This is a genomic window from Pinibacter aurantiacus, from assembly GCF_019130065.1.
GTDB classification, from domain to species: domain Bacteria; phylum Bacteroidota; class Bacteroidia; order Chitinophagales; family Chitinophagaceae; genus Pinibacter; species Pinibacter aurantiacus.
The window spans coordinates 218,794-238,718 of record NZ_JAHSPG010000008.1; the positions used below are offsets into that span (position 1 = coordinate 218,794).

General features: G+C 40.8%; 15 protein-coding genes. 9 read left to right on the forward strand and 6 right to left on the reverse strand.

Annotation, left to right across the window (positions count from 1 at the left end; all coding sequences use genetic code 11):
- Positions 1-75: 75 nt before the first annotated feature.
- From KTO63_RS12015 to KTO63_RS12035, 5 genes are all read left to right on the forward strand, one after another.
- Positions 76-1,464, forward strand: a complete 1,389-nt coding sequence (locus KTO63_RS12015; RefSeq protein WP_217791532.1) for a cytochrome ubiquinol oxidase subunit I — start codon at positions 76-78, stop codon at positions 1,462-1,464.
- The gene (gene cydB / locus KTO63_RS12020; protein WP_217791533.1) at positions 1,464-2,498 is read left to right on the forward strand and encodes a cytochrome d ubiquinol oxidase subunit II; all 1,035 of its coding nucleotides are present in this window, start codon (positions 1,464-1,466) and stop codon (positions 2,496-2,498) included. Before KTO63_RS12015 ends, cydB begins: the two co-directional genes overlap by 1 nt.
- Before the next feature lie 99 nt (positions 2,499-2,597).
- The gene (locus tag KTO63_RS12025; RefSeq protein ID WP_217791534.1) at positions 2,598-3,662 is read left to right on the forward strand and encodes a COX15/CtaA family protein; all 1,065 of its coding nucleotides are present in this window, start codon (positions 2,598-2,600) and stop codon (positions 3,660-3,662) included.
- Positions 3,663-3,720: 58 nt separating this feature from the next.
- Complete coding sequence (locus KTO63_RS12030; protein WP_217791535.1) at positions 3,721-5,688, forward strand: DUF2075 domain-containing protein; 1,968 nt, start codon at positions 3,721-3,723, stop codon at positions 5,686-5,688.
- A 192-nt stretch (positions 5,689-5,880) separates the two neighbouring features.
- Positions 5,881-8,106 carry a patatin-like phospholipase family protein gene (locus KTO63_RS12035; RefSeq protein ID WP_217791537.1) on the forward strand — a complete coding sequence of 742 codons (2,226 nt, stop codon included), beginning with the start codon at positions 5,881-5,883 and terminating at the stop codon, positions 8,104-8,106.
- A 195-nt stretch (positions 8,107-8,301) separates the two neighbouring features.
- Here the strand turns inward: KTO63_RS12035 and KTO63_RS12040 are convergent, their stop codons facing one another.
- Entirely contained in the window at positions 8,302-9,540 is a 1,239-nt protein-coding gene (locus KTO63_RS12040; RefSeq protein WP_217791538.1) for a dicarboxylate/amino acid:cation symporter, read from the reverse strand.
- Positions 9,541-10,041: 501 nt separating this feature from the next.
- Here KTO63_RS12040 and adhE point away from each other — a divergent pair.
- A complete protein-coding gene (adhE, locus tag KTO63_RS12045; protein ID WP_217791539.1) occupies positions 10,042-12,732 on the forward strand; it encodes a bifunctional acetaldehyde-CoA/alcohol dehydrogenase in 2,691 nt (896 codons plus the stop codon).
- 219 nt (positions 12,733-12,951) lie between these two features.
- On the opposite strand, the gene KTO63_RS12050 is transcribed toward adhE, so the two are convergent.
- The 3 genes from KTO63_RS12050 to gyrB all read right to left on the reverse strand — a co-directional run bounded on the left by KTO63_RS12050 (position 12,952) and on the right by gyrB (position 15,933).
- Positions 12,952-13,533 carry a GNAT family N-acetyltransferase gene (locus KTO63_RS12050; RefSeq protein WP_217791540.1) on the reverse strand — a complete coding sequence of 194 codons (582 nt, stop codon included), beginning with the start codon at positions 13,531-13,533 and terminating at the stop codon, positions 12,952-12,954.
- 69 nt (positions 13,534-13,602) lie between these two features.
- Positions 13,603-13,806 (reverse strand): hypothetical protein, encoded by a 204-nt coding sequence (locus KTO63_RS12055; RefSeq protein WP_217791541.1) that lies wholly within the window; start codon positions 13,804-13,806, stop codon positions 13,603-13,605.
- A gap of 147 nt (positions 13,807-13,953) precedes the next feature.
- Positions 13,954-15,933 carry a DNA topoisomerase (ATP-hydrolyzing) subunit B gene (gene gyrB / locus KTO63_RS12060; RefSeq protein ID WP_217791542.1) on the reverse strand — a complete coding sequence of 660 codons (1,980 nt, stop codon included), beginning with the start codon at positions 15,931-15,933 and terminating at the stop codon, positions 13,954-13,956.
- A gap of 369 nt (positions 15,934-16,302) precedes the next feature.
- Between gyrB and KTO63_RS12065 the strand changes: the two genes are divergently transcribed.
- The 3 genes from KTO63_RS12065 to KTO63_RS12075 are packed head-to-tail and all read left to right on the forward strand — an operon-like array spanning position 16,303 to position 18,157.
- Positions 16,303-17,238: a helix-turn-helix domain-containing protein gene (locus KTO63_RS12065; protein ID WP_217791543.1), complete on the forward strand. Its 936-nt coding sequence runs from the start codon at positions 16,303-16,305 to the stop codon at positions 17,236-17,238.
- Between the two features lie 57 nt (positions 17,239-17,295).
- Entirely contained in the window at positions 17,296-17,679 is a 384-nt protein-coding gene (locus KTO63_RS12070; RefSeq protein ID WP_217791544.1) for a hypothetical protein, read from the forward strand.
- A gap of 16 nt (positions 17,680-17,695) precedes the next feature.
- Positions 17,696-18,157 (forward strand): HAD domain-containing protein, encoded by a 462-nt coding sequence (locus tag KTO63_RS12075; protein ID WP_217791545.1) that lies wholly within the window; start codon positions 17,696-17,698, stop codon positions 18,155-18,157.
- A gap of 68 nt (positions 18,158-18,225) precedes the next feature.
- On the opposite strand, the gene KTO63_RS12080 is transcribed toward KTO63_RS12075, so the two are convergent.
- Together KTO63_RS12080 and KTO63_RS12085 are read right to left on the reverse strand one after the other, a co-directional pair.
- Positions 18,226-18,690 carry an SRPBCC family protein gene (locus KTO63_RS12080; RefSeq protein ID WP_217791546.1) on the reverse strand — a complete coding sequence of 155 codons (465 nt, stop codon included), beginning with the start codon at positions 18,688-18,690 and terminating at the stop codon, positions 18,226-18,228.
- A gap of 494 nt (positions 18,691-19,184) precedes the next feature.
- Entirely contained in the window at positions 19,185-19,763 is a 579-nt protein-coding gene (locus tag KTO63_RS12085) for an HdeD family acid-resistance protein (protein WP_217791547.1), read from the reverse strand.
- Positions 19,764-19,925 lie beyond the last annotated feature (162 nt).

Sequence of the window (19,925 nt, forward strand, 5' to 3'; positions counted from 1 at the left end):
TTACTAACCACATATAAATAAATTATGAAGCGGGCTTGTTCCCGCTTTTTTTATGTGTATACCAAATACTTTTTTATGGATGTAGAAATATTGGCCCGTATACAATTTGCTTTCACTATCGCTTTTCATTACATCTATCCCCCTATCAGCATCGGACTGGGTTTAATACTCGTCATTATGGAAGCGCTTTATCTTAAAACAGGAGATAAACGTTTTGAATTGATGACGCGTTTCTGGCTTCGCATTTTTGCGCTGGTGTTTGGAATTGGCGTAGCAACAGGTATCATCATGGAGTTTGAGTTTGGTACTAACTGGGCCACGTATTCGAAGTACGTGGGAGATATTTTTGGAAGCGCATTGGCAGCCGAAGGCATTTTTGCATTTGCATTGGAATCAGGATTTTTAGGCATTCTATTATTTGGTTGGAACCGTGTGAGCAGCGGCGTTCATTTTTTCGCAACGATCATGGTGTTCCTTGGTTCTCTGTTTTCTGCAATATGGATTGTGGTCGCAAACTCGTGGCAGCAAACGCCGGCAGGGTTTCACATAGTAGGAAATGGATTGGAGGCAAGAGCAGAGATCACAGATTTTTGGGCAATGGTATTCAATCCATCCAGCGTTGAAAGATTGATGCACGTGTGGGTTGGTGCTATTTTAGCAGGGGCATTTTTAGTGCTGAGTGTAAACGCATGGTACATCATTAAGAAAAAATATCTTGAGATAGCGATACCAGCATTTAAAATTGCATTGGTTGTGGCAACTGTGTTTTCTATATCGCAGTTATTTTTCGGTCACAAAAGCGCCGACGGCGTTTCGCGCAATCAACCTGCAAAGCTTGCTGCATTAGAGGGACATTACGATAGCTCGGCAAGGGCAGATATGTATTTGTTTGGTTGGGTAAATAACAAAACGCAGGAAACGAAAGGAATAAAAATTCCCGGTGGGTTGAGCTTTCTCGTTCACTATGATTTTAATGCGCCAGTAAAAGGTTTAAATGCTTTTAAAGAAAATGAAAGACCTACGCAGGTAAATTCCATTTTTCAATTTTATCACATCATGGTGGCGCTGGGAGTGGCCATGATTGCCCTTTCACTACTTGCATGCTGGTACTGGCGAAAAGGAACATTGTTCGATAAAAAATGGTTAATGTACATTTTTGTGTGGTCGGTCATGATGCCGCAGGTTGCCAATCAATGCGGTTGGTTCGCTGCTGAAATGGGCCGCCAGCCCTGGGTTGTATACGGTTTGTTGAGAACCAGCGATGCGCTTTCAAAAGCAGTATCTGCAAATCAGATTTTGTTTTCGCTCATCATGTTTACCGTAGTTTATACTTTGTTACTGGCGCTGTTTCTTTTCTTGTTGCACAGAAAAATTCAGCATGGCCCCGAAACAACCCACGATGAAGATGATGAAGCCAATGAAGCATTCACAAAAAGAAATAACCCTCTTATAACTCATTCATAATGGAAACATTTTTAGGCATTGATTACAACGTTTGGTGGTTCCTTGTATTTGGTGGCGTGATCAGCGGTTACGCCATACTGGATGGCTTTGATCTTGGCGCAGGTGCATTGCATTTGTTTTTAAATAAAGAAGAAAGCCGGCGCATTGCGTTAAACGCTATTGGTCCAGTGTGGGATGGAAATGAAGTGTGGCTGGTCATAGCCGGTGGCGCTTTGTTTGCAGGATTTCCTGTTGCCTACGCAGCGATCTTTTCTGCGTTCTATGTTCCGTTTATGGTGTTTTTAATGGGACTCATCTTTCGGGCCATATCAATAGAATTCCGGAGTAAAGAACCAATGCAATGGTGGAGAAAAACATGGGACATTTCATATTGCATTGCAAACATCATCATCGCATTATCACTGGGGTTGATGTTGGGAAATGTGGCACTCGGCATTCCATTAAATAAAGATCACGAGTTTGAAGGAAACTGGATGTCGTTCTTCAATCCGTTTTCTATTCTAATTGCCATTACTACATTGGCGTTGTTCATGATGCATGGAGCTATTTATTTGGCGATGAAAACGGTAAACAGGTTGTATGTAAAACTCACTTTGCTCGCAAGAGATTTTACCATCTTCTTCGTGTTAAGCTTTGCGGTTTCGACTTTGTACACACTGCTCTATATTCCACACTTAAGCGATCACTTAAGAACGCATCCGTCGTTTTTCATTCTTCCCATCATCATGACATTGGCGATTGCCAATATTCCAAGAAGCCTGAAAAATGGAAATTTCCGTTTCGCATTTTTAAGTTCCTCTATCACCATTGCCACATTGCTGATAATGGTCGCGTTTGAAGTGTTCCCCTATTTGATTTACGCGCCAAACGATCCGGCAAACAGCATCACCATTGTGAACGGGGCCTCCTCGCTTAAAACACTAAAAATTTTACTAATTATAGCCTTAATAGGTACTCCGCTGGTGTGCCTCTACACCGGCTTTGTTTTCTGGACATTCAAAGGAAAAGTGAAGCTGGATGAGATGAGCTATTGATTAGTTGAGAGTAGAAAGTGGAGAGTGGAGAGTTAGAATGTAAAATAACTCTCCACTCTCCATTCTCAATTCTCCACTCTCAACTATCTTTGCCCCGCTATGGAACTAAATACGAAAAAAGGCAATAAAGCCGTTGCAATCTGGCTTTTGATAGGAGTGGGAATGATCATCATCCAGGTGTTGCTGGGTGGAATTACAAGATTAACGGGTTCCGGATTGTCCATTACCGAGTGGAAACCTATTTTGGGTGCTATCCCGCCTACCAGTGAAGCGGCGTGGGAGCATGCTTTTGATACGTACAAGCAAATCGGTCAGTATAAATACCTCAATACTCATTTTACGCTTAGCGATTTCAAATTCATTTATTTCTGGGAATGGTTCCACCGTGAGTGGGCGCGGCTGATCGGCGTTGTGTTTGCAGTTGGTTTTGTGTACCTGATTGTCAAAGGATACCTGAATAAAAACATGGTGCGCCCAATGATTATTCTGTTTGTGTTGGGCGGATTGCAGGGAGCTATTGGTTGGATCATGGTGAGCAGCGGCTTGAATGAGGAAAATTTATACGTTAACCATATTCGTCTCGCTATACATTTTATCGCAGCGCTCGGATTACTGGTGTACACACTTTGGTTTGCTTTCCAGTTGCTGGTGCCGGAGAGCGAAAGGGTTGTAGCTCCGTCCTTAAGAAAATTCACCGGCTGGATGATCGCTATCGTGGTATTGCAATTGATCTACGGCGCGTTTATGGCAGGATTGAAAGCGGCTACGTTTGCTCCCACCTGGCCAACAATCAATGGTGAGTGGATACCATCGAATATCACCACTTTCGGCAATCGTACTTTCAGCGGATTGCAAAAATTTACAGACAATCCATTTGCGGTTCATTTTATTCACCGCACACTGGCATATGTCATTACCATCCTTGTAATCATCTGGCTCGCAAAAGCAGCAAAAATTACCACAGGAAAATTATTTAAAAGAACGCAGTGGCTGCCATTGGTAGTGGTTTTGATTCAGGTACTGTTGGGAATTCTCACCGTGTTAAATGCTGCCAATACTAAGGCGCTGCTATGGCTCGGCATTACGCACCAGTTTGTAGCAATGATTTTTTTGATCGTTTGGGTATGGGAGCTGTATTTGTTGAGAAAAACAAAAGAGAACTGAGCCTTTGGATCTGGTTTATTTTCGCATTGACTGATGGTGCGATTAAAAAGAGAGTAGAATGAAAAGAAGTTATTACCAAAATACTATAGATAAATTTTTAACAGAGGGATCAAATTCAATTTTCGGACATCTTGCTCAAAATCACCAATATGATCTTGAAGAGCTTCAAAAGAATGCATGGATCAAACAAATTGAGTATTTAAAGTCAGCACTTAAAGACATTCAAGGATGTCTTTATTTTGAATTTACAATTCCTCGAATGGGAAAGAGAGTGGACAATATTCTTATTGTAAATAATTTGATTTTTATTATTGAATTTAAAATTGGCGATAAGCGATACACCCAAGACGCTCAATATCAAACAATAGATTATTGTCTTGATTTACTAAACTTTCACGAAGGTTGCCACAACAAAACACTCATTCCGATTTTAGTTGCGACAAAAGCGGCAAGCGAAGTAAACGACATCCAAAGTGCAATGCGGTTAGAAAAATGTGTGCTTTGTAATTTAGATAACTTTGAAAGCACGTTAAAGAACATTTTAGCTACACTAAAAACAAACGAAAAAATTGATGTTTCCAATTGGGAGAGTGGGACATACAAACCCACACCGACGATTATTGAAGCAGCCCAAGCGTTGTATAAAGGACATAACGTAAAAGAGATTTCACGAAGCGATTCTGGCGCAATAAATCTATCACGAACAGCAGCTGCTATCAACAAAATCATTGAGAACTCCAAAGCTAATAATCGAAAGTCTATTTGTTTTCTAACAGGTGTTCCCGGAGCAGGGAAAACACTAGCGGGCTTAAGTATAGCAAATGAACGATTAAAAACAGATGAATCGGAACATTCGGTTTTCCTTTCAGGAAATGGTCCTTTGGTTGCAGTGCTCAGGGAAGCATTGACCCGCGATTCTGTTGCGACAGCAAAAGCAAGGGGCAAAAAATTGAAAGTTTCCGATGCAGAGAGGAAAGCAAAAACGTTTATTCAAAACATTCACCATTTCCGAGACGATAATTTAAAAACCAAGGAAGCTCCAATTGAAAAAGTAGTCGTTTTTGACGAAGCCCAAAGGGCCTGGCAAAAGAAACGAGTTTCAGAATTTATGAAAAACAAAAAGGGAATTGATGATTTTGAAATGTCTGAACCTGAGTATTTGATTAGCGTAATGAATCGACACAAAGAGTGGTGCGCAATTATTTGTTTGATCGGCGGCGGGCAAGAAATCAACACGGGTGAGGCTGGTGTTTCAGAATGGATTGACTCGTTAAAACAAAAATATCCAAACTGGAACGTTTTCTACTCAGACAAAATTCTAAGCGAAAAAAGCACATATTTAAAAGATGAAGATCTTTTGCATTGGCTTCAAGAAAAAGGAAACAAAGAGAGCGACTTACATTTGGCTGTTTCAGTTCGGTCGTTTAGAAGCGAAAACGTTGCTTTGTTAGTTAAAAATATTTTAGAAAACAAAGGTGATAAAGCACCGGAAATTTTCAATTCAATCAAAGAAAATTACCCAATTTATCTAACACGCGATTTTCTAAAGGCCAAAACGTGGCTAAAAAAATCGGCGAAAGGAACTGAGAGAATCGGTGTTATTGCGAGTTCCGGAGCAACGAGACTACAAGCAAACGGAATTTATGTAAAAAATAAAATTTCGCCAGTTGATTGGTTTCTAAATGGAAGGGATGATGTTCGTTCCTCCTACTACTTAGAAGACGTTGCGACTGAGTTTGATACTCAGGGTCTTGAAATCGATTTTACTTGTGTTGCTTGGGATATCAATCTGTATTACGAAAACGGGTGGAATTATCGAAGTTTTGTAGGGGCAAAATGGCAGAAAATAAATCAAAATTCTTCAAAGAATTATCTTTTAAATTCTTATCGTGTTTTGTTGACGCGAGCGAGACAGGGTATGGTTATATTTGTGCCCAAAGGTGACAATTCAGATTTAACAAGGCCCCAAGAATTGTACGATTCAACTTTTGAGTATTTAAAACAATGTGGGCTAACAATATTGTAGCAGGCTGCAGACAGGTTTTGCGAAAAGTGGCAGTGTTATAATGTGGGGATGATTGAAGTATTTTCCATTAATATTTCTATTGCATGAAGCTGATGAAAATTCTGACTCCCGCAAGATGAGGACCAAAGTCAGCTTTCTCATTGTTCTTTCACAAACACTTCGTATTTTAGAAACCCATTGTTACCCTACAGTATGAAGCAAGCACTTAAAGCCATATTCTATTCCTTTCCTGTGCAGTTGGTGTTATTGCACATCAAGAAGTTCCAGCTACTTTTAATATTTTGGGTGGTTTTATTTGCGGCGGTAAATGGCAGCTTCATGGCTTCATTTGGCGTTGACAGTTTGTACCTCGCACCAGAATATTTGGGAGATGTAAATGCAATGAGTGCCGCCATTGTAGGGCTCGCGGTTGGTGTGTTTATCATGGGATGGAATATTACAACTTTCATTCTGTTTAGTCGCCACTTTCGTTTTCTTGCTACAACCACAAGACCTTTTCTAAAATACTGCATCAATAACTTTATCATTCCGCTGGCTTTTTTACTTTTTTATTTGGTTAAGGCTATCGCATTTGGAATGAACCAGGAGTTGTTAACCGCATTCGACATCGTCATCCTGGCGGGAGGATTTTTATTCGGGTTTATTTTCATTATAGCACTTTCATTTCTGTATTTTTTCAGAGCCGATGTTACCATTGCCCGACATATGTTTGCTGTGCAAGACGCGCCGAAAACCGTTGCCTATGGTTATCGTCCGCATATTGTCTTGAACAGCGGTGGCAGCCGTTTGATAAAAGTGACCACCTATCTTGACACACCAACATCAGCAAGACCGGTTCGTGATGTATCGCACTATAGCAAAGAGTTTATTGAAACCGTTTTTGGAAGGCACCACTTTGCGGCGATCTTGTCGGTGTTTGCCTCATTCGTGTTCCTGATCATTATTGGATTTTTCCTCGACAATCCCGTATTTCAGTTGCCTGCAGCAGCCAGTATAACGCTTTTCTTTTCCATATTGGTTGCCGTGTCCGGCGCATTTTCTTATTTCCTGCAAAGCTGGAGCATGCCTTTCTTAATCCTGCTGGTAATTATCATCAACATCTTATACAAGTACAACGTGATTGACGCTACAAACAAAGCATATGGTCTGAACTATTCAAAAAATGTTGAAAGGGCCGCATACACCCACGAGTCTTTAGCATCGTTGTGTACAAAGGAAAAGGTTGAGCAGGACAAACAAAATATGATTGGCATCCTGAACAAATGGAAAGCAAAACAGGGAGTTGAAAAACCTTATTTGTATTTCATTTGCGTAAGTGGAGGTGGTACGAGAAGCGCCACTTTTACGTTCAACACTTTGCAAAGGCTTGACAGCTTGAGTAAGGGCGAGTTGATGAAAAAGACATTCCTGATAACAGGAGCATCAGGCGGTATGCTGGGCGCTTCTTATTTCAGAGAGTTATATGGCCAGAAACAAAGCGGGAAAGATATTCGGTTGCAGGATAAAAAATACGCGGACAACATTTCGAAAGACCTGTTGAACCCGGTATTCTCTTCGTTCATAGCAAGAGATTTGGCCTCACCGGCGCAAAAGTTTTCAGTGGGCGATTATACCTATTCAAAAGATCGCGGTTTTGCATTTGAAGAAAAACTCAATGAGAATACTGGAGGTGTGATGAACAAGCAGATGAAAGATATTAAGGACGACGAGGCAAATGCCCGGGTGCCATTGATGTTTTTCAATGCCGTTGTTACAGGTGACGGTCGCAAAATGATCATTAGCACACAACCCGTAAGCTATATGATGCAGCCGGTTCATGACACTGCAAGCCTGGGCCACATGGAGCCCGATGCAATTGATTTTAATGCATTGTTTGTAAAGCAGAATCCAATGAATCTGCGCCTGTTAACAGCGCTTCGTATGAGCGCAACGTTCCCATACGTACTGCCCAATGTTTGGTTGCCAACAACGCCTGTGGTTGATGTAATGGACGCAGGCTTTCGCGACAACTTTGGCCTGGATGGATGCACACGGTTTGTAAACGTGTTTCATGACTGGATCGCAGAAAACACTTCTGGCGTTATTCTGCTTCAGATTCGGGATAGAAAAGGCGGTGAATGGGACTATCAACCGCAGCCAAACAATGTAACGGAGATCATTACAAAGCCCGTATTGACACTGCAATACACCTGGTACAAAATGCAACAGTACAACCTGAACGATGTACTCGCACTCACAGAAAAATCATTCGGAGATCGTTTCAAAAAGATCACATTTCAATACGTTCCCGGAGAACATGAAAAAGCCGTAACGCTTAATCTTCACCTCACCAAAAGCGAAAAGCTTGGATTGTATCAAACGCTGAAAAATGAGTACAATACGCATTCCTTTAAGGTGTTTGAGGAATTGCAGAGGTAGTAACTGAATAATTGATTAACTGAATAACTGAAAGCAAAGGCTTCGACACTCAACAATATTTTGGGGTCAACAGTAGATCTTTATTCATCTTCGTTGCGTCGCACACTTGTACTGCAGTAAATTTATTCGTCAAAAAAAGACTAATCAGCGAACATCAGTCAAATCTGCGTCATCTCCGTGCTCTCAGTTATTCAGTTATTCAGTCAATTGCTTTTCCATCCAGCCCCTTCCTTCAATCATTCTCGTAACCAACATTCCCGCTACTGTATCGCCCGTGGCATTTAAAATTGTAGCAATTGGGTCAACCAATGTGCCTATGATCATAACTGCAGGGACGGCTGATGCAGGTAAACCGTATGCTGAAATGATAAGCAATTCTCCAATGTAGCCGCCATTTGGAATGCCACCTTCTACAATGCTGACGATCACACTAAGACCAAGCGCCAGGGCAACTGTATCAATGCCTGCAAAAGGCTTGTGAAACATGGCAAAGACCACTACAATTTTTGTGACCGCCGAAATGGAAGAGCCATCTTTGTGTAACGCTGCTCCAAGAGGTACTACCAGATTACCGATGTATGGAGGAATGCGCATCTTCTTTGCAGCATCAAGATTGGCGGGAATGGTAGCAATGCTGCTGCAAGTACCAATAGCAGTCGCACTGGGAACAATGTTGTTTTTCCAGTACAGTGCAACCGCTTTCGTACCTCCTGCAATAAATGCATATATGCTGAAGAAGATGATAAAGTAGAAAATACTCACTCCATGAAACAGTGCCAACGCTTTGCCATAGGTACCGAACAGCTGCGGTCCGATTGTGCCAACCTGGTAAGCGAAATATGCACCCAGACCAACCGGCGCCACTTTCATAATGATCAGCAATACATGCTTCATTACCTCCATTCCAGAGTCGATAAAATCATGAAAAGGTTTCCCTTTATCACCGGCTCTCAATATCGCAAAGCCTATCAACAAAGAGAAAATAATGAGGGCCAGCATATTTTTTCGCGAAAGCAAAATATAAAAATCGGATGTTGTGAGCAGTTGTGTTAATTCATCTCCTGCACTTTGTTTGGTTACTTCGGCTGAAAATGTGGAACCATCACCGTTTGATTGACTGAACGGAAAGAGCCACGCGATTAACACTGTGACAAACGCAGCAACTAAAAGTGTACAAACAAAAACGAAGAATGTACTGCCGAGTATTTTGCCAAACTTTTGCGAGCGGTCAATGTTCGCAATCGCCGAGACAATGCAAAAGAACACAAGTGGTACAACAGCTGTAAACAAAAGATTGATGAATATGTCGCCAATAGGTTTGATCACAGCAATTTTTTCGCCCCAGATAATGCCCGCAATGCTGCCTACAAAAATGCCTGCAAGCAACAATAAGATACCACTGTAATTTTTGAGAAACGAATTGGTGTTGTTCATTCTGTATCGCTTGTAAAAAGAGAGTTAAAAATTTACCCCGCTACTAAACGGTTGGCCTTTGAAACGTTTTACTGACAAAGTATAACATTCTGACTGATAAAGGAATACCAGCCGCCTTTTTTATATGGTCAATAATCACATGTTAATTTCACTGAGCATGATTGCTATCAGCATTATTCGGTTTGTACCATACTACCTTTGAAATAGAAATAAAAAAGGGTTGATAGAAGAAATGCACCCTTACAACGATACGCCTGCCAAAAAAATGATGCACTTGCCAAAGTGAATTTTATCGACGTTAGCTATTAATACCTTCTGCAGAAACATAAGATGGGGCCCATTCTACTTGCACAACATATGAAATAGTTTTTTGCAATTTTCTTATTCGCTTCCGCGATAGTGAACGAATTGAATGATTGTTAAAAAGAAATATCCTTTTCTGAAAAACATAACCGGATATACTCAAAAGTATTCAACAGAATCATTTAAAACCTAATTATTATGGCAGAAAAAATCCTTTCGGACGTACTCCCCATCCCAAGTAAAAGTAAAACTTCCAACCAATTAATTAAGGAACCTGAAGCTCCTGCTTTCGATGCAGTGGCACACATAAATGAACTTGCAAAAAAAGGAGCCATTGCGCTTGAAGCCTTTTTACAATTGGACCAGGCACAGGTTGATTATATTGTTGCAAAGGCATCTGTTGCGGCTATTGACAAGCACGGTACACTTGCCCTGCACGCTATTGAAGAAACAGGTCGTGGAAGTTTTGAAGATAAAGCAACGAAGAACATGTTCGCCGCTGAAAATGTAACCAACAGACTTAAGAATGTAAAAACAGCGGGCATTATAGGAGAAGATCAATTGAATGGTATCGTTGAAATTGCAGAACCTGTTGGTGTAATTTGCGGCATCACACCTGTTACTAACCCAACGTCCACAACAATATTCAAAGCCCTGATTTCGCTTAAAACACGTAATCCCATTATTTTTGGATTTCACCCTTCGGCGCAACAATGCTCTAAGGCTGCAGCGATTGTCGTTCGCGATGCGGCTGTCGCTGCAGGCGCACCTGCAAATTGTATTCAATGGATCGAGCATCCATCCATAGAAGCTACAAACGCGTTGATGAATCATCCTACCATCACGACAATACTGGCTACAGGTGGTAACGCAATGGTGCGTGCCGCTTACTCTTGCGGCAAGCCAGCGCTCGGCGTAGGTGCCGGCAATGTGCCTGCGTACATTGAAAAAACTGCGGATGTAAAACAGGCAGTGTATGACATCGTACTTTCCAAATCATTTGACTGGGGTATGGTATGCGCATCCGAACAAGCCGCAATTATCGATAAAGAAATTTATGAAGAAGCAATCGCTGCCTTCAAATATCATCACGTATATTTTGTAACGGAAAAAGAAAAAACAAAACTGGAAGAATTCATGTTTGGTGTTTCCGCAAAAGGAACAAACTGTGCAGGCGCTAAATTGAATCCTGATGTTGTTGGTAAATCGCCACAATGGATTGCCGCACAGGCGGGCTTTTCAGTGCCTGATGATATTGTTGTTATTGCAGCAGAAGTATCACAAGTTGGAATCGCTGAACCGTTGACACGCGAAAAGTTATCTCCCGTACTCGCAGTTATTAAATCATATTCAACACAAGCCGGTATTAAATTATCTGAGCAAATGGTTGAGTTCGATGGATTGGGTCACTCAGCAGCCATTCATACCAAAGATGAAAACATCGCGAGGGAGTTTGGCGAAGCAGTAAAAGCCATTCGCGTTATATGGAATTCGCCATCTACATTCGGAGGTATTGGCGATGTATACAATTCATTTATGCCTTCACTTACACTCGGCTGTGGTTCATATGGCCGCAATTCTGTTGCAGGAAATGTAGGTGCCATTAATTTAATTAACGTAAAAAGGATAGGAAGGAGGAACAACAACATGCAATGGTTTAAAGTGCCTTCAAAAATTTACTTCGAGCCCAACTCTATTCTTTATCTGAAATCAATGCCCGGCCTTGAAAAGGTGATGATCGTAACTGACGTGATGATGCTGAATCTTGGTATTGTTCAAAAAATAATCGACGTATTAAACAGACGGTCCAATAAAGTGGACGTAAGGATATTTTCGAACATAGAGCCTGACCCAAGTATAGAAACAGCAAGGGCAGGTGCTGAAACTTTGCAGGAATTCAAACCAGATAACATTATTGCGATAGGAGGTGGATCAGTAATGGACGCTGCTAAAGTAATGTGGCTGATGTACGAGCAACCTCAAATTTCTTTCGACGATGTAAAACAGAAATTCTTAGACATCCGTAAACGTGCAGTCAAGATCCCGACTTTGGGTAAAAAAGCAAAAATGATCTGCATTCCCACTACTTCCGGAACAGGTTCCGAAGTGACTCCGTTTGCGGTGATAACCGACCACTCTGTAAACAAAAAATATCCTTTGGCGGACTATGCATTTACGCCAACTGTAGCCATCATCGACTCCGAGCTTACCAAGACAGTTCCTGCGCATGTAATTGCAGACACAGGAATGGATGTGCTTACACATGCGACCGAGGCTTATGTTTCCGTCGTTGCAAACGACTATACCGATGGTCTTGCTTTACAGGCAATCAAAATGGTGTTTAAGTATCTCGAAAGAACATACGTTGATGTTAAAAACGACGACGAAGCAAGGGATAAAATGCACAACGCGTCTACCATTGCCGGGATGGCTTTTGCGAATGCTATGTTGGGCATTTCCCATAGTATGGCGCATAAAATAGGCGGCATGTTCCATACGCCACATGGACGCACCAATGCGATCTTGTTGCCTTATGTTATCCGGTACAATGGCGAAGTGCCGGGCAAACTTTCCGTTTGGCCTAAATACACAACGTACAAAGCAGATCAGAAATACTTTGAAATTTGCCAGGCGCTTGGACTACCTGCAAAAGGGCCCAAAGACGGCCCTCAGGTATATGCAAAAGCTGTTTATGATCTGGGCGTGAGATTAGGCATTAAAATGAATTTTAAAGAACAAGGTGTTGATGAAACTAAATGGCTGGCCAATTTAAACCGACTTGCATTAAATGCGTTTGAAGACCAGTGTACGCCGGCAAATCCAAGATTGCCACTTGTGAAAGACATGGAGGAAATTATGCGCAAAGCATACTACGGAGAAAAAGAATAGACGCTGATATTTCGCTTAGGCAAATGCATGTTTTGCCAGGTTAATGTCCTACGGACAATGTTGAACTTATTGTTTCCTGCTCTATTGATATTAATGCCCTACGGGCAGTTGCAGAGTTTCCCGTAGGGAAACAATATCAATAGAAATCAAATCATAGGTCCTCATTGCCCGTAGGGCATTAATATGTCAAGGATTCCGATAGCAAAAGGGGAATCGCATTTACAAATTAGACCACTTCAGGAACCAAACAGTATAATCTTCTCTCACCAGCCATTCGTGATAAATAGTAAATCCGTGCTTTTGATAAAAAGGCAGGTTTGCCGGAGTAGACGTTTCAAGAATAATGGGCAGACCTTCTTGCCCGCAATGGGCCTGTAAATCGTTTAGCAATAAACCGCCCTTTCCTTGTCCCTGGCAAGAAGGATCAACACCCAGGAACCACAGGTAGAAATGCGGCGTTTTAGGATGGTGCTTGTGTATGTATTTTTCTCTCTTCCTGATATGATGCACCCTTGAAATGCCAACCGCTTTGAATGCGAGCTTGCCCATTTGCCAGAAATCTTTAAGCGTTGTTTTGTCTGCGATAGGGTAATAGCCGAGCAAAACCGCATCGCCATCATCACTTCGCCAGGCACCATTTTTTTCGAAAGCTATTTCAAAAGAATAATCCATCAACACTCTAATGCGATCCAATCTGCGCGCATCCTGAAGTACTACTTCATTTACACTTCGATTGCTTTCGAATGCGTTCGATAAAATATTTACGAAATGCTCTTTGTCACTGGCCGAAGCGGGTTTCATGTGTATAGGGGGAATAAAAAAAGCCCTCTTCTCAAGCGAAGAAGGCTTTAAATGATTTTAAGTAGAAAATTACCAGCCTTGTTTTGCAATACCTGCTTTAATAGCAGCTAAAGCATTTGCTTCGCTAAGCATAGTAGTCAACTTGTTGCCTTTGCCGTCATTACCTTGTGCCATGTAGCCTCCACGTGCAGTTTTAGTGATAACTGCTTCTTTAATTTCTACGCCTTTTTCCTTAGTTTTTACGTTGTATGCTGTTAATTTAATGTCTGCCATGTCGTATAATTTTTGATGGTTTTTGAATCGTTAGAAAAATAAAATAATCACAATTAATTAGTTACAAGATATAAAATATTTCAACCCGCCCTTAAAATGAACTGTCAAATTATCAAGTTTGCATTTTTGGGGTTGAAAATCAATATACTATGCATCAATTTTTGCATATTTTGCATGAGATTCGATGAATTCTCTTCTTGGAGCTACTTCATCACCCATTAACATGCTGAACACGCGATCCGCTTCTGCGGCGCTTTCAATGGTAACCAATTTAAGCGTGCGGCTATCAGGATTCATCGTTGTTTCCCATAACTGCTCTGCGTTCATCTCACCCAAACCTTTATATCGCTGAATGTTTACGCTATCTTCTTTACCGCCCGCAAGTCTTTCAACCAAAGCTTTACGTTGCTCATCGTTCCACGCGTAAGCCTGGTCCTTACCTTTTTTCACAAGGTACAATGGTGGTTGTGCGATGTAAACATATCCCTGCTCAACCATTTCTTTCATGTAACGGTAAACGAAAGTAAGAATCAACGTTGCGATGTGGCTTCCATCCACGTCGGCATCCGTCATGATGATCAGCTTGTGATAACGCAGTTTTGCGAGATTCAAAGCCTTAGGATCTTCAGGCGTACCAACCGTTACACCCAATGCAGTGTACATGTTGCGGATCTCCTCATTTTCGTAGATCTTATGCTCCATAGCTTTTTCAACGTTCAGGATCTTACCACGAAGAGGCAAAATAGCCTGGAAGCTTCTGTCGCGACCTTGCTTAGCCGTACCACCAGCCGAGTCCCCTTCGACAAGGTATAACTCGCATCTTTCAGGATCTCTTTCAGAACAGTCAGCCAGTTTACCCGGCAAACCGCCACCACTCAAAACCGTTTTACGCTGTACAAGCTCACGTGCTTTTTTTGCAGCCACGCGCGCCTGGGCGGCCAATACCACTTTTTGAATTACGTTCTTTGCTTCGCGTGGATTTTCCTCAAGGTAAGCGTTCAATACGCGGGCAACGGTACTATCTACCACACCACTCACATCACTGTTACCCAATTTTGTTTTCGTTTGTCCTTCAAACTGAGGCTCGGGAACTTTCACTGAAATGATGGCGCTCAAACCTTCACGGAAGTCATCGCCTTCTACCTCAACTTTTGCCTTTTCAAACAAACCTTCTTTATCACCATAAGCCTTGAAAACACGCGTCAATGCACGGCGGAAACCAGTTACGTGTGTACCGCCTTCAATTGTATTGATGTTGTTTACATAGCTGAAAATGTGTTCTTTAAAATCATCATTGTAGCTCATCGCTACTTCCACAGCAACATTGGTTGTTTCGTCGTGACCTTCTACAAATAAGGTTTTAGCAATAAGTGGAGTACGTTTAGCGCTTTGGTCAAGCATTTCAACGAACTCTACGATACCGCCTTCGCTGTAGAATGTTTTTGTGTAAATATTTCCATCTTCATCTTTCTCTCTATTGTCAATGAGAACGATATTGATCTTACGATTCAGGTAAGCCAACTCACGCAATCTTCCTTCGAGAATGTCTTTATTATAAACACTAACGGTAAAAATGCTTGTATCTGGCCAGAAGTGAACGCGTGTACCGGTTTTATCAGATGTGCCAATTTCACGCACTGCGTATTGTGGAACGCCGATATGATATTCCTGTTCAAATATTTTTCCTTCGTTCTGAACGGTTACAAGCAGTTTGGTACTAAGTGCATTCACGCAACTTACACCCACACCGTGCAAACCGCCGGAAACTTTATAGGTATTTTTATCGAACTTACCGCCGGCGTGCAGTACTGTCATTACAAGCTCCAATGCACTGCGGCCTTCTTTTTTGTTGATGCCGGTAGGAATACCACGGCCATCATCCTGAACGCTGATAGAATTGTCCTCATGAATGGTTACAACGATATTTTTACAATACCCTGCAAGCGCCTCATCAATCGAGTTATCTACTACTTCATACACAAGGTGGTGTAAACCTTTAACGCCAATGTCTCCGATATACATCGCAGGCCTTTTACGCACTGCTTCCAAACCTTCTAAAACCTGAATACTATCTGCACCATAACCGTTGCTAGCAACCGGTATTACTTCATTTGTTTCAACGCTCATATTTATTTAATAATCGTGTCTGTGAACAATTAAAAACGCTATCTGCAAATGTACGGAAAATAAGGCCTAAAGGGCGTTTAAAACACATCAAATTCTGTTCTTTTTTAAGCAATTGTGAGAAAAATGTGGATGGCGTGAAACGTGAATCGTGAAACGTGAATCTGGCTCGCTACACAGAGGCTAATTTCAATAAAAGCACAAAGCTTAAACTTTTGGAGATCCCATTCGCGATCGACGTTTCATGTTTCACGAAACCTCTTTCACGATTGACGTTTCACGTTTCACGACAAAAAAATGACAATTCCCTTACAACAATGTTTTAACATGAATTAGGTTTACAAATTTTAACAACATATTTTTGCTTCCATTATGCATCAACCGCTTGATATTTTTACGCTCGCTCAAAAAACTCCTGTCATGCAGGAGGAAATGCATGTTTTGCATGCAAAAGAGCAGCAAATACCAGGTTCGGTGCAATATTCCATTCAACGTTATCGCAGGTTCTCACAGTGGAACGTAGATGATATGGGAATGCTCGTATATCACTACGAGAAAACAGATCCGAGGCAGAATTACCTTGAACTGCGCTTTTGCATTAGCGGCAATATGTATTGCAAGCACAAGGAAACTGAGTGCGACCAATGCAAGCTGAATGCAAGAAATTGCTCTGACAGAGACGAAACGGTAGATGTTTTCAAACTTACTTTCTCTCCCTCTCACTTGTCACAGTTCGTAAAGGGAATCAAGCAGACTAATACCGGCGACGATGTGTTGCAGTTCCGACACAAATCTTCTTTCTCCAAAACAATGACCTTGTGCAGCCGTACAAGACTTGTGCTGGAGGCTATGCTTAACCATAGCTATTCCGACAGCATGGAAAATATTTACATCAATGCGCAGTCGCAAATGTTGCTGCTGTATAGCCTTGAATGTATGATTGGTGAAAAAGAAGAGATGGTTTTCAGCTGCAAATTCCTTGCAAACGAAGCGGACCGCGAAAAAATCTCCAAAGCACGCGAAATTCTTATTCAGCATATTGGCGAGCCAATTACCATCAAGGAATTGAGTCGCAAAGTAGCCATGAATGAATGCTACCTGAAGAAAGGGTTCAAAGAAATGTACAGCACCACCATTTTCGACTTTTATCAAAGCCAGAGAATGGAGCACGCAAAATATCTGCTGTACGAAAAAGGCCTTAGCGTAACAGAAGTTTCATTGATGCTTGGCTATTCTTCTATTTCACACTTCTCCACTGCATTTAAAAAACACACTGGTTTGAAACCTTGTGAGTTGTTGCTGCATTAATAGACTAGAAAGCAACCTAATTGTAACCTGCAATGTCTTTGTGGGAAACCGTATCTGTTGAAGCAAATTAGCAAGGATTTTCTGCTAGACTTTATCGAAGCAAGTGAAATCGAATTGAGGTGTACGCAAGAAAAATTGTGTGTTCCAATCGTCGAAAGAATTTATCGAAAGATGAGAGCTGGAATTAAATTCCCAAATATTAAAGTTGATGATGATGTTATTTGTGACGGGCATCATCGATATTTGGCTTCTTTAATAGCAGACTATCCGCTAGACATTGATCCTTCATTTAAAACATCCGCGACTAAAACAGTTTTCTGGAAATCAATAACTTTTGATGAAAATGACTGGGATACACGCGCTAAAGTTAACATCCTTAATGAGCATGATGCCCTGTATAACAACATTGGAATGGACGCGCTGCTTGAAATGCTCAAATAAATTGTAGTTTTATAGCATGTTAATATTCTTGGACATAGATGGTGTAATGGTTCCCGCGAAAGGTTGGAAAGCTCCGGAGATTTTAAACGATGGCTTCCCTGCTTTTAGTAGCAAGGCTACCGATGCACTCAGAAATCTAGTTTCTGGGAATGTAACTGTCGTGCTTACAACCTCTCACAAGGCGAACTATACTATTCAGGAATGGAAAGATATTTTTAGTAAAAGAGGGATTGGTGTTTTTAACCTGAAGGCTCTTCCTGAAAACATAAACAACCTTAGCAGAAAAGAGGAAATAGTAAATTGGGTAAATTTGAATCCATTAAGTGAAGAATTTATCATTATTGATGATGATAAATCTTTAAATGAGCTGCCCGGCTTTTTAAAGGAAAATTTGATACAAACAAGTCCTTACATCGGTTTAACAGATGCACACTTGGAAAATATCCAATTGCTTTTGTCAAAGAATTACCTGCATTAAATGTTTGGGTTAAAATATATTTTTTGCGTTTTCTTCTTAATTGAAGGAAACGTTTTTCGTTTAGGCCATTAACTATTGCTTTTTGCAAATCCTTTGCTTGTAAGTTCTTCGGCCATTTTCTTGATCTTCCCAACCGTTGCTCTCCAGTAAGATTCCAGATGCTTACGAATTACTTCTGTAGGAAAATTTGTGATGTAGAGTTGTAATTCCGTGCCATCGGTTGCATTGAGTAAGATGAAATCAAGTATTGAATAGTTCTCATGTTTATCAGCAAGCAGTGAGATGGAGCTGAGGTGACTATACGTCAGTCTACTGTTTGTGTGGAATTGTAAAACAACTCCTTTATTTTCAAATTTTATGTGGTTGAAACCGCGAATAATAATTGGTTCGTTTAACACCCAGTTACACTGAACTTCGAGTTGCATGTCAGGCTCACCCAGCCACTTAGTCATTAGTTGCGGATCTGTCAGTGTTTGCCAGATAAATTTTCTGTCAGCATGGATAATAACACTGGTAGAAAAACTATCGTTCATTATACAACGAGTTTTTGAAATTGAAAATAGAAGTTGTAAAGTAGAAAAGAGAGAAAATTTTTCTGAGGAAATTTAACTGAGAACTGTAATTTTTTTCCTTCACCTTATAAAAAAGATAAAGGGGGCAAGACTACCCCCTTCTTTAACCCCTAAACCCTAAACCGTAGAAAATCTTTAATTAGTTGATATATATTGATTTATATAATTTCTCTTTTTGTTTGGGATCCGATTTTGATTCTTATCCCTTTCTGACAATATCATTTCAGAAATTGTGCCAAAAACTAAAAATTGTGGATAAGTCTGCTTAAAATACCGGATTGCCTTGTTAAAATATTAAAACCACAAAAAAGCAGAATAAGAAATTAAGAACTTGTCGCTTGTCGTCTGTACAAAATATTTCCCATCGCGGTAAATATTTCTACATAATAACAATATTAAAACGAAAAGTGTTGCACGAACTCTCAAATTTTTTTAGCGGCAAAATAGCTTGATATCTATTTCCTCTTGCTAATTAGATCGTGTAAACTTTTGAGCTTTAGTGAAAGAGCTATTCGAAATATTCCTGCGAACAACAAACATACACCAGTAGTATATACAATACTCAGGCCACCAATCACCGGCCTGGCTATTATTAAGAACGAAAACAAAACTACAACTATTCCGAGAAGCAGGATCCAGCCCCATTGCTTCACTCCGTAAGATTTTAAATCTAAAGAAGTGGCGATAGCAGAGATGCCTTTGAACATGAGCCAGAATGCTACAAACAGCGGCAGTATTGCCATTGATAATCCAGGATAACTCATCAGCAGAAAACCAAATGCAAAATCAAGAATTCCGGCAGTAAGAAACCATCCCCAGCCGTCGAGGTGTTTACGATTGGACACTGCAAAAATAATTTCCATTAAACCGGACACCAGCATGAACAAACTGAAGATCACGCTCAAGGCAAGATAACTTGCAAGAGGAGTGGAGAATACCCATAGTGCAAGCAAAATATAAAAGACTCCAAGCACTAAACTAAGCCACCAATACTTTACTGATTCACGAATTGTTTTTACCAAGGGATAGTTCATTACCGAAATTTTGATGTGGTACAAGTAGTAACAGCAATTTTTTAAAACTGTTCGGTAAAAGTCAGCTGTGATACCTGAAAGAGCGAGAAGAGGTATATATGTAGCCATCTTAATCATTAAACAATTACAAAATACCGAAAGGAGGGTATATCTTTAAAAAAG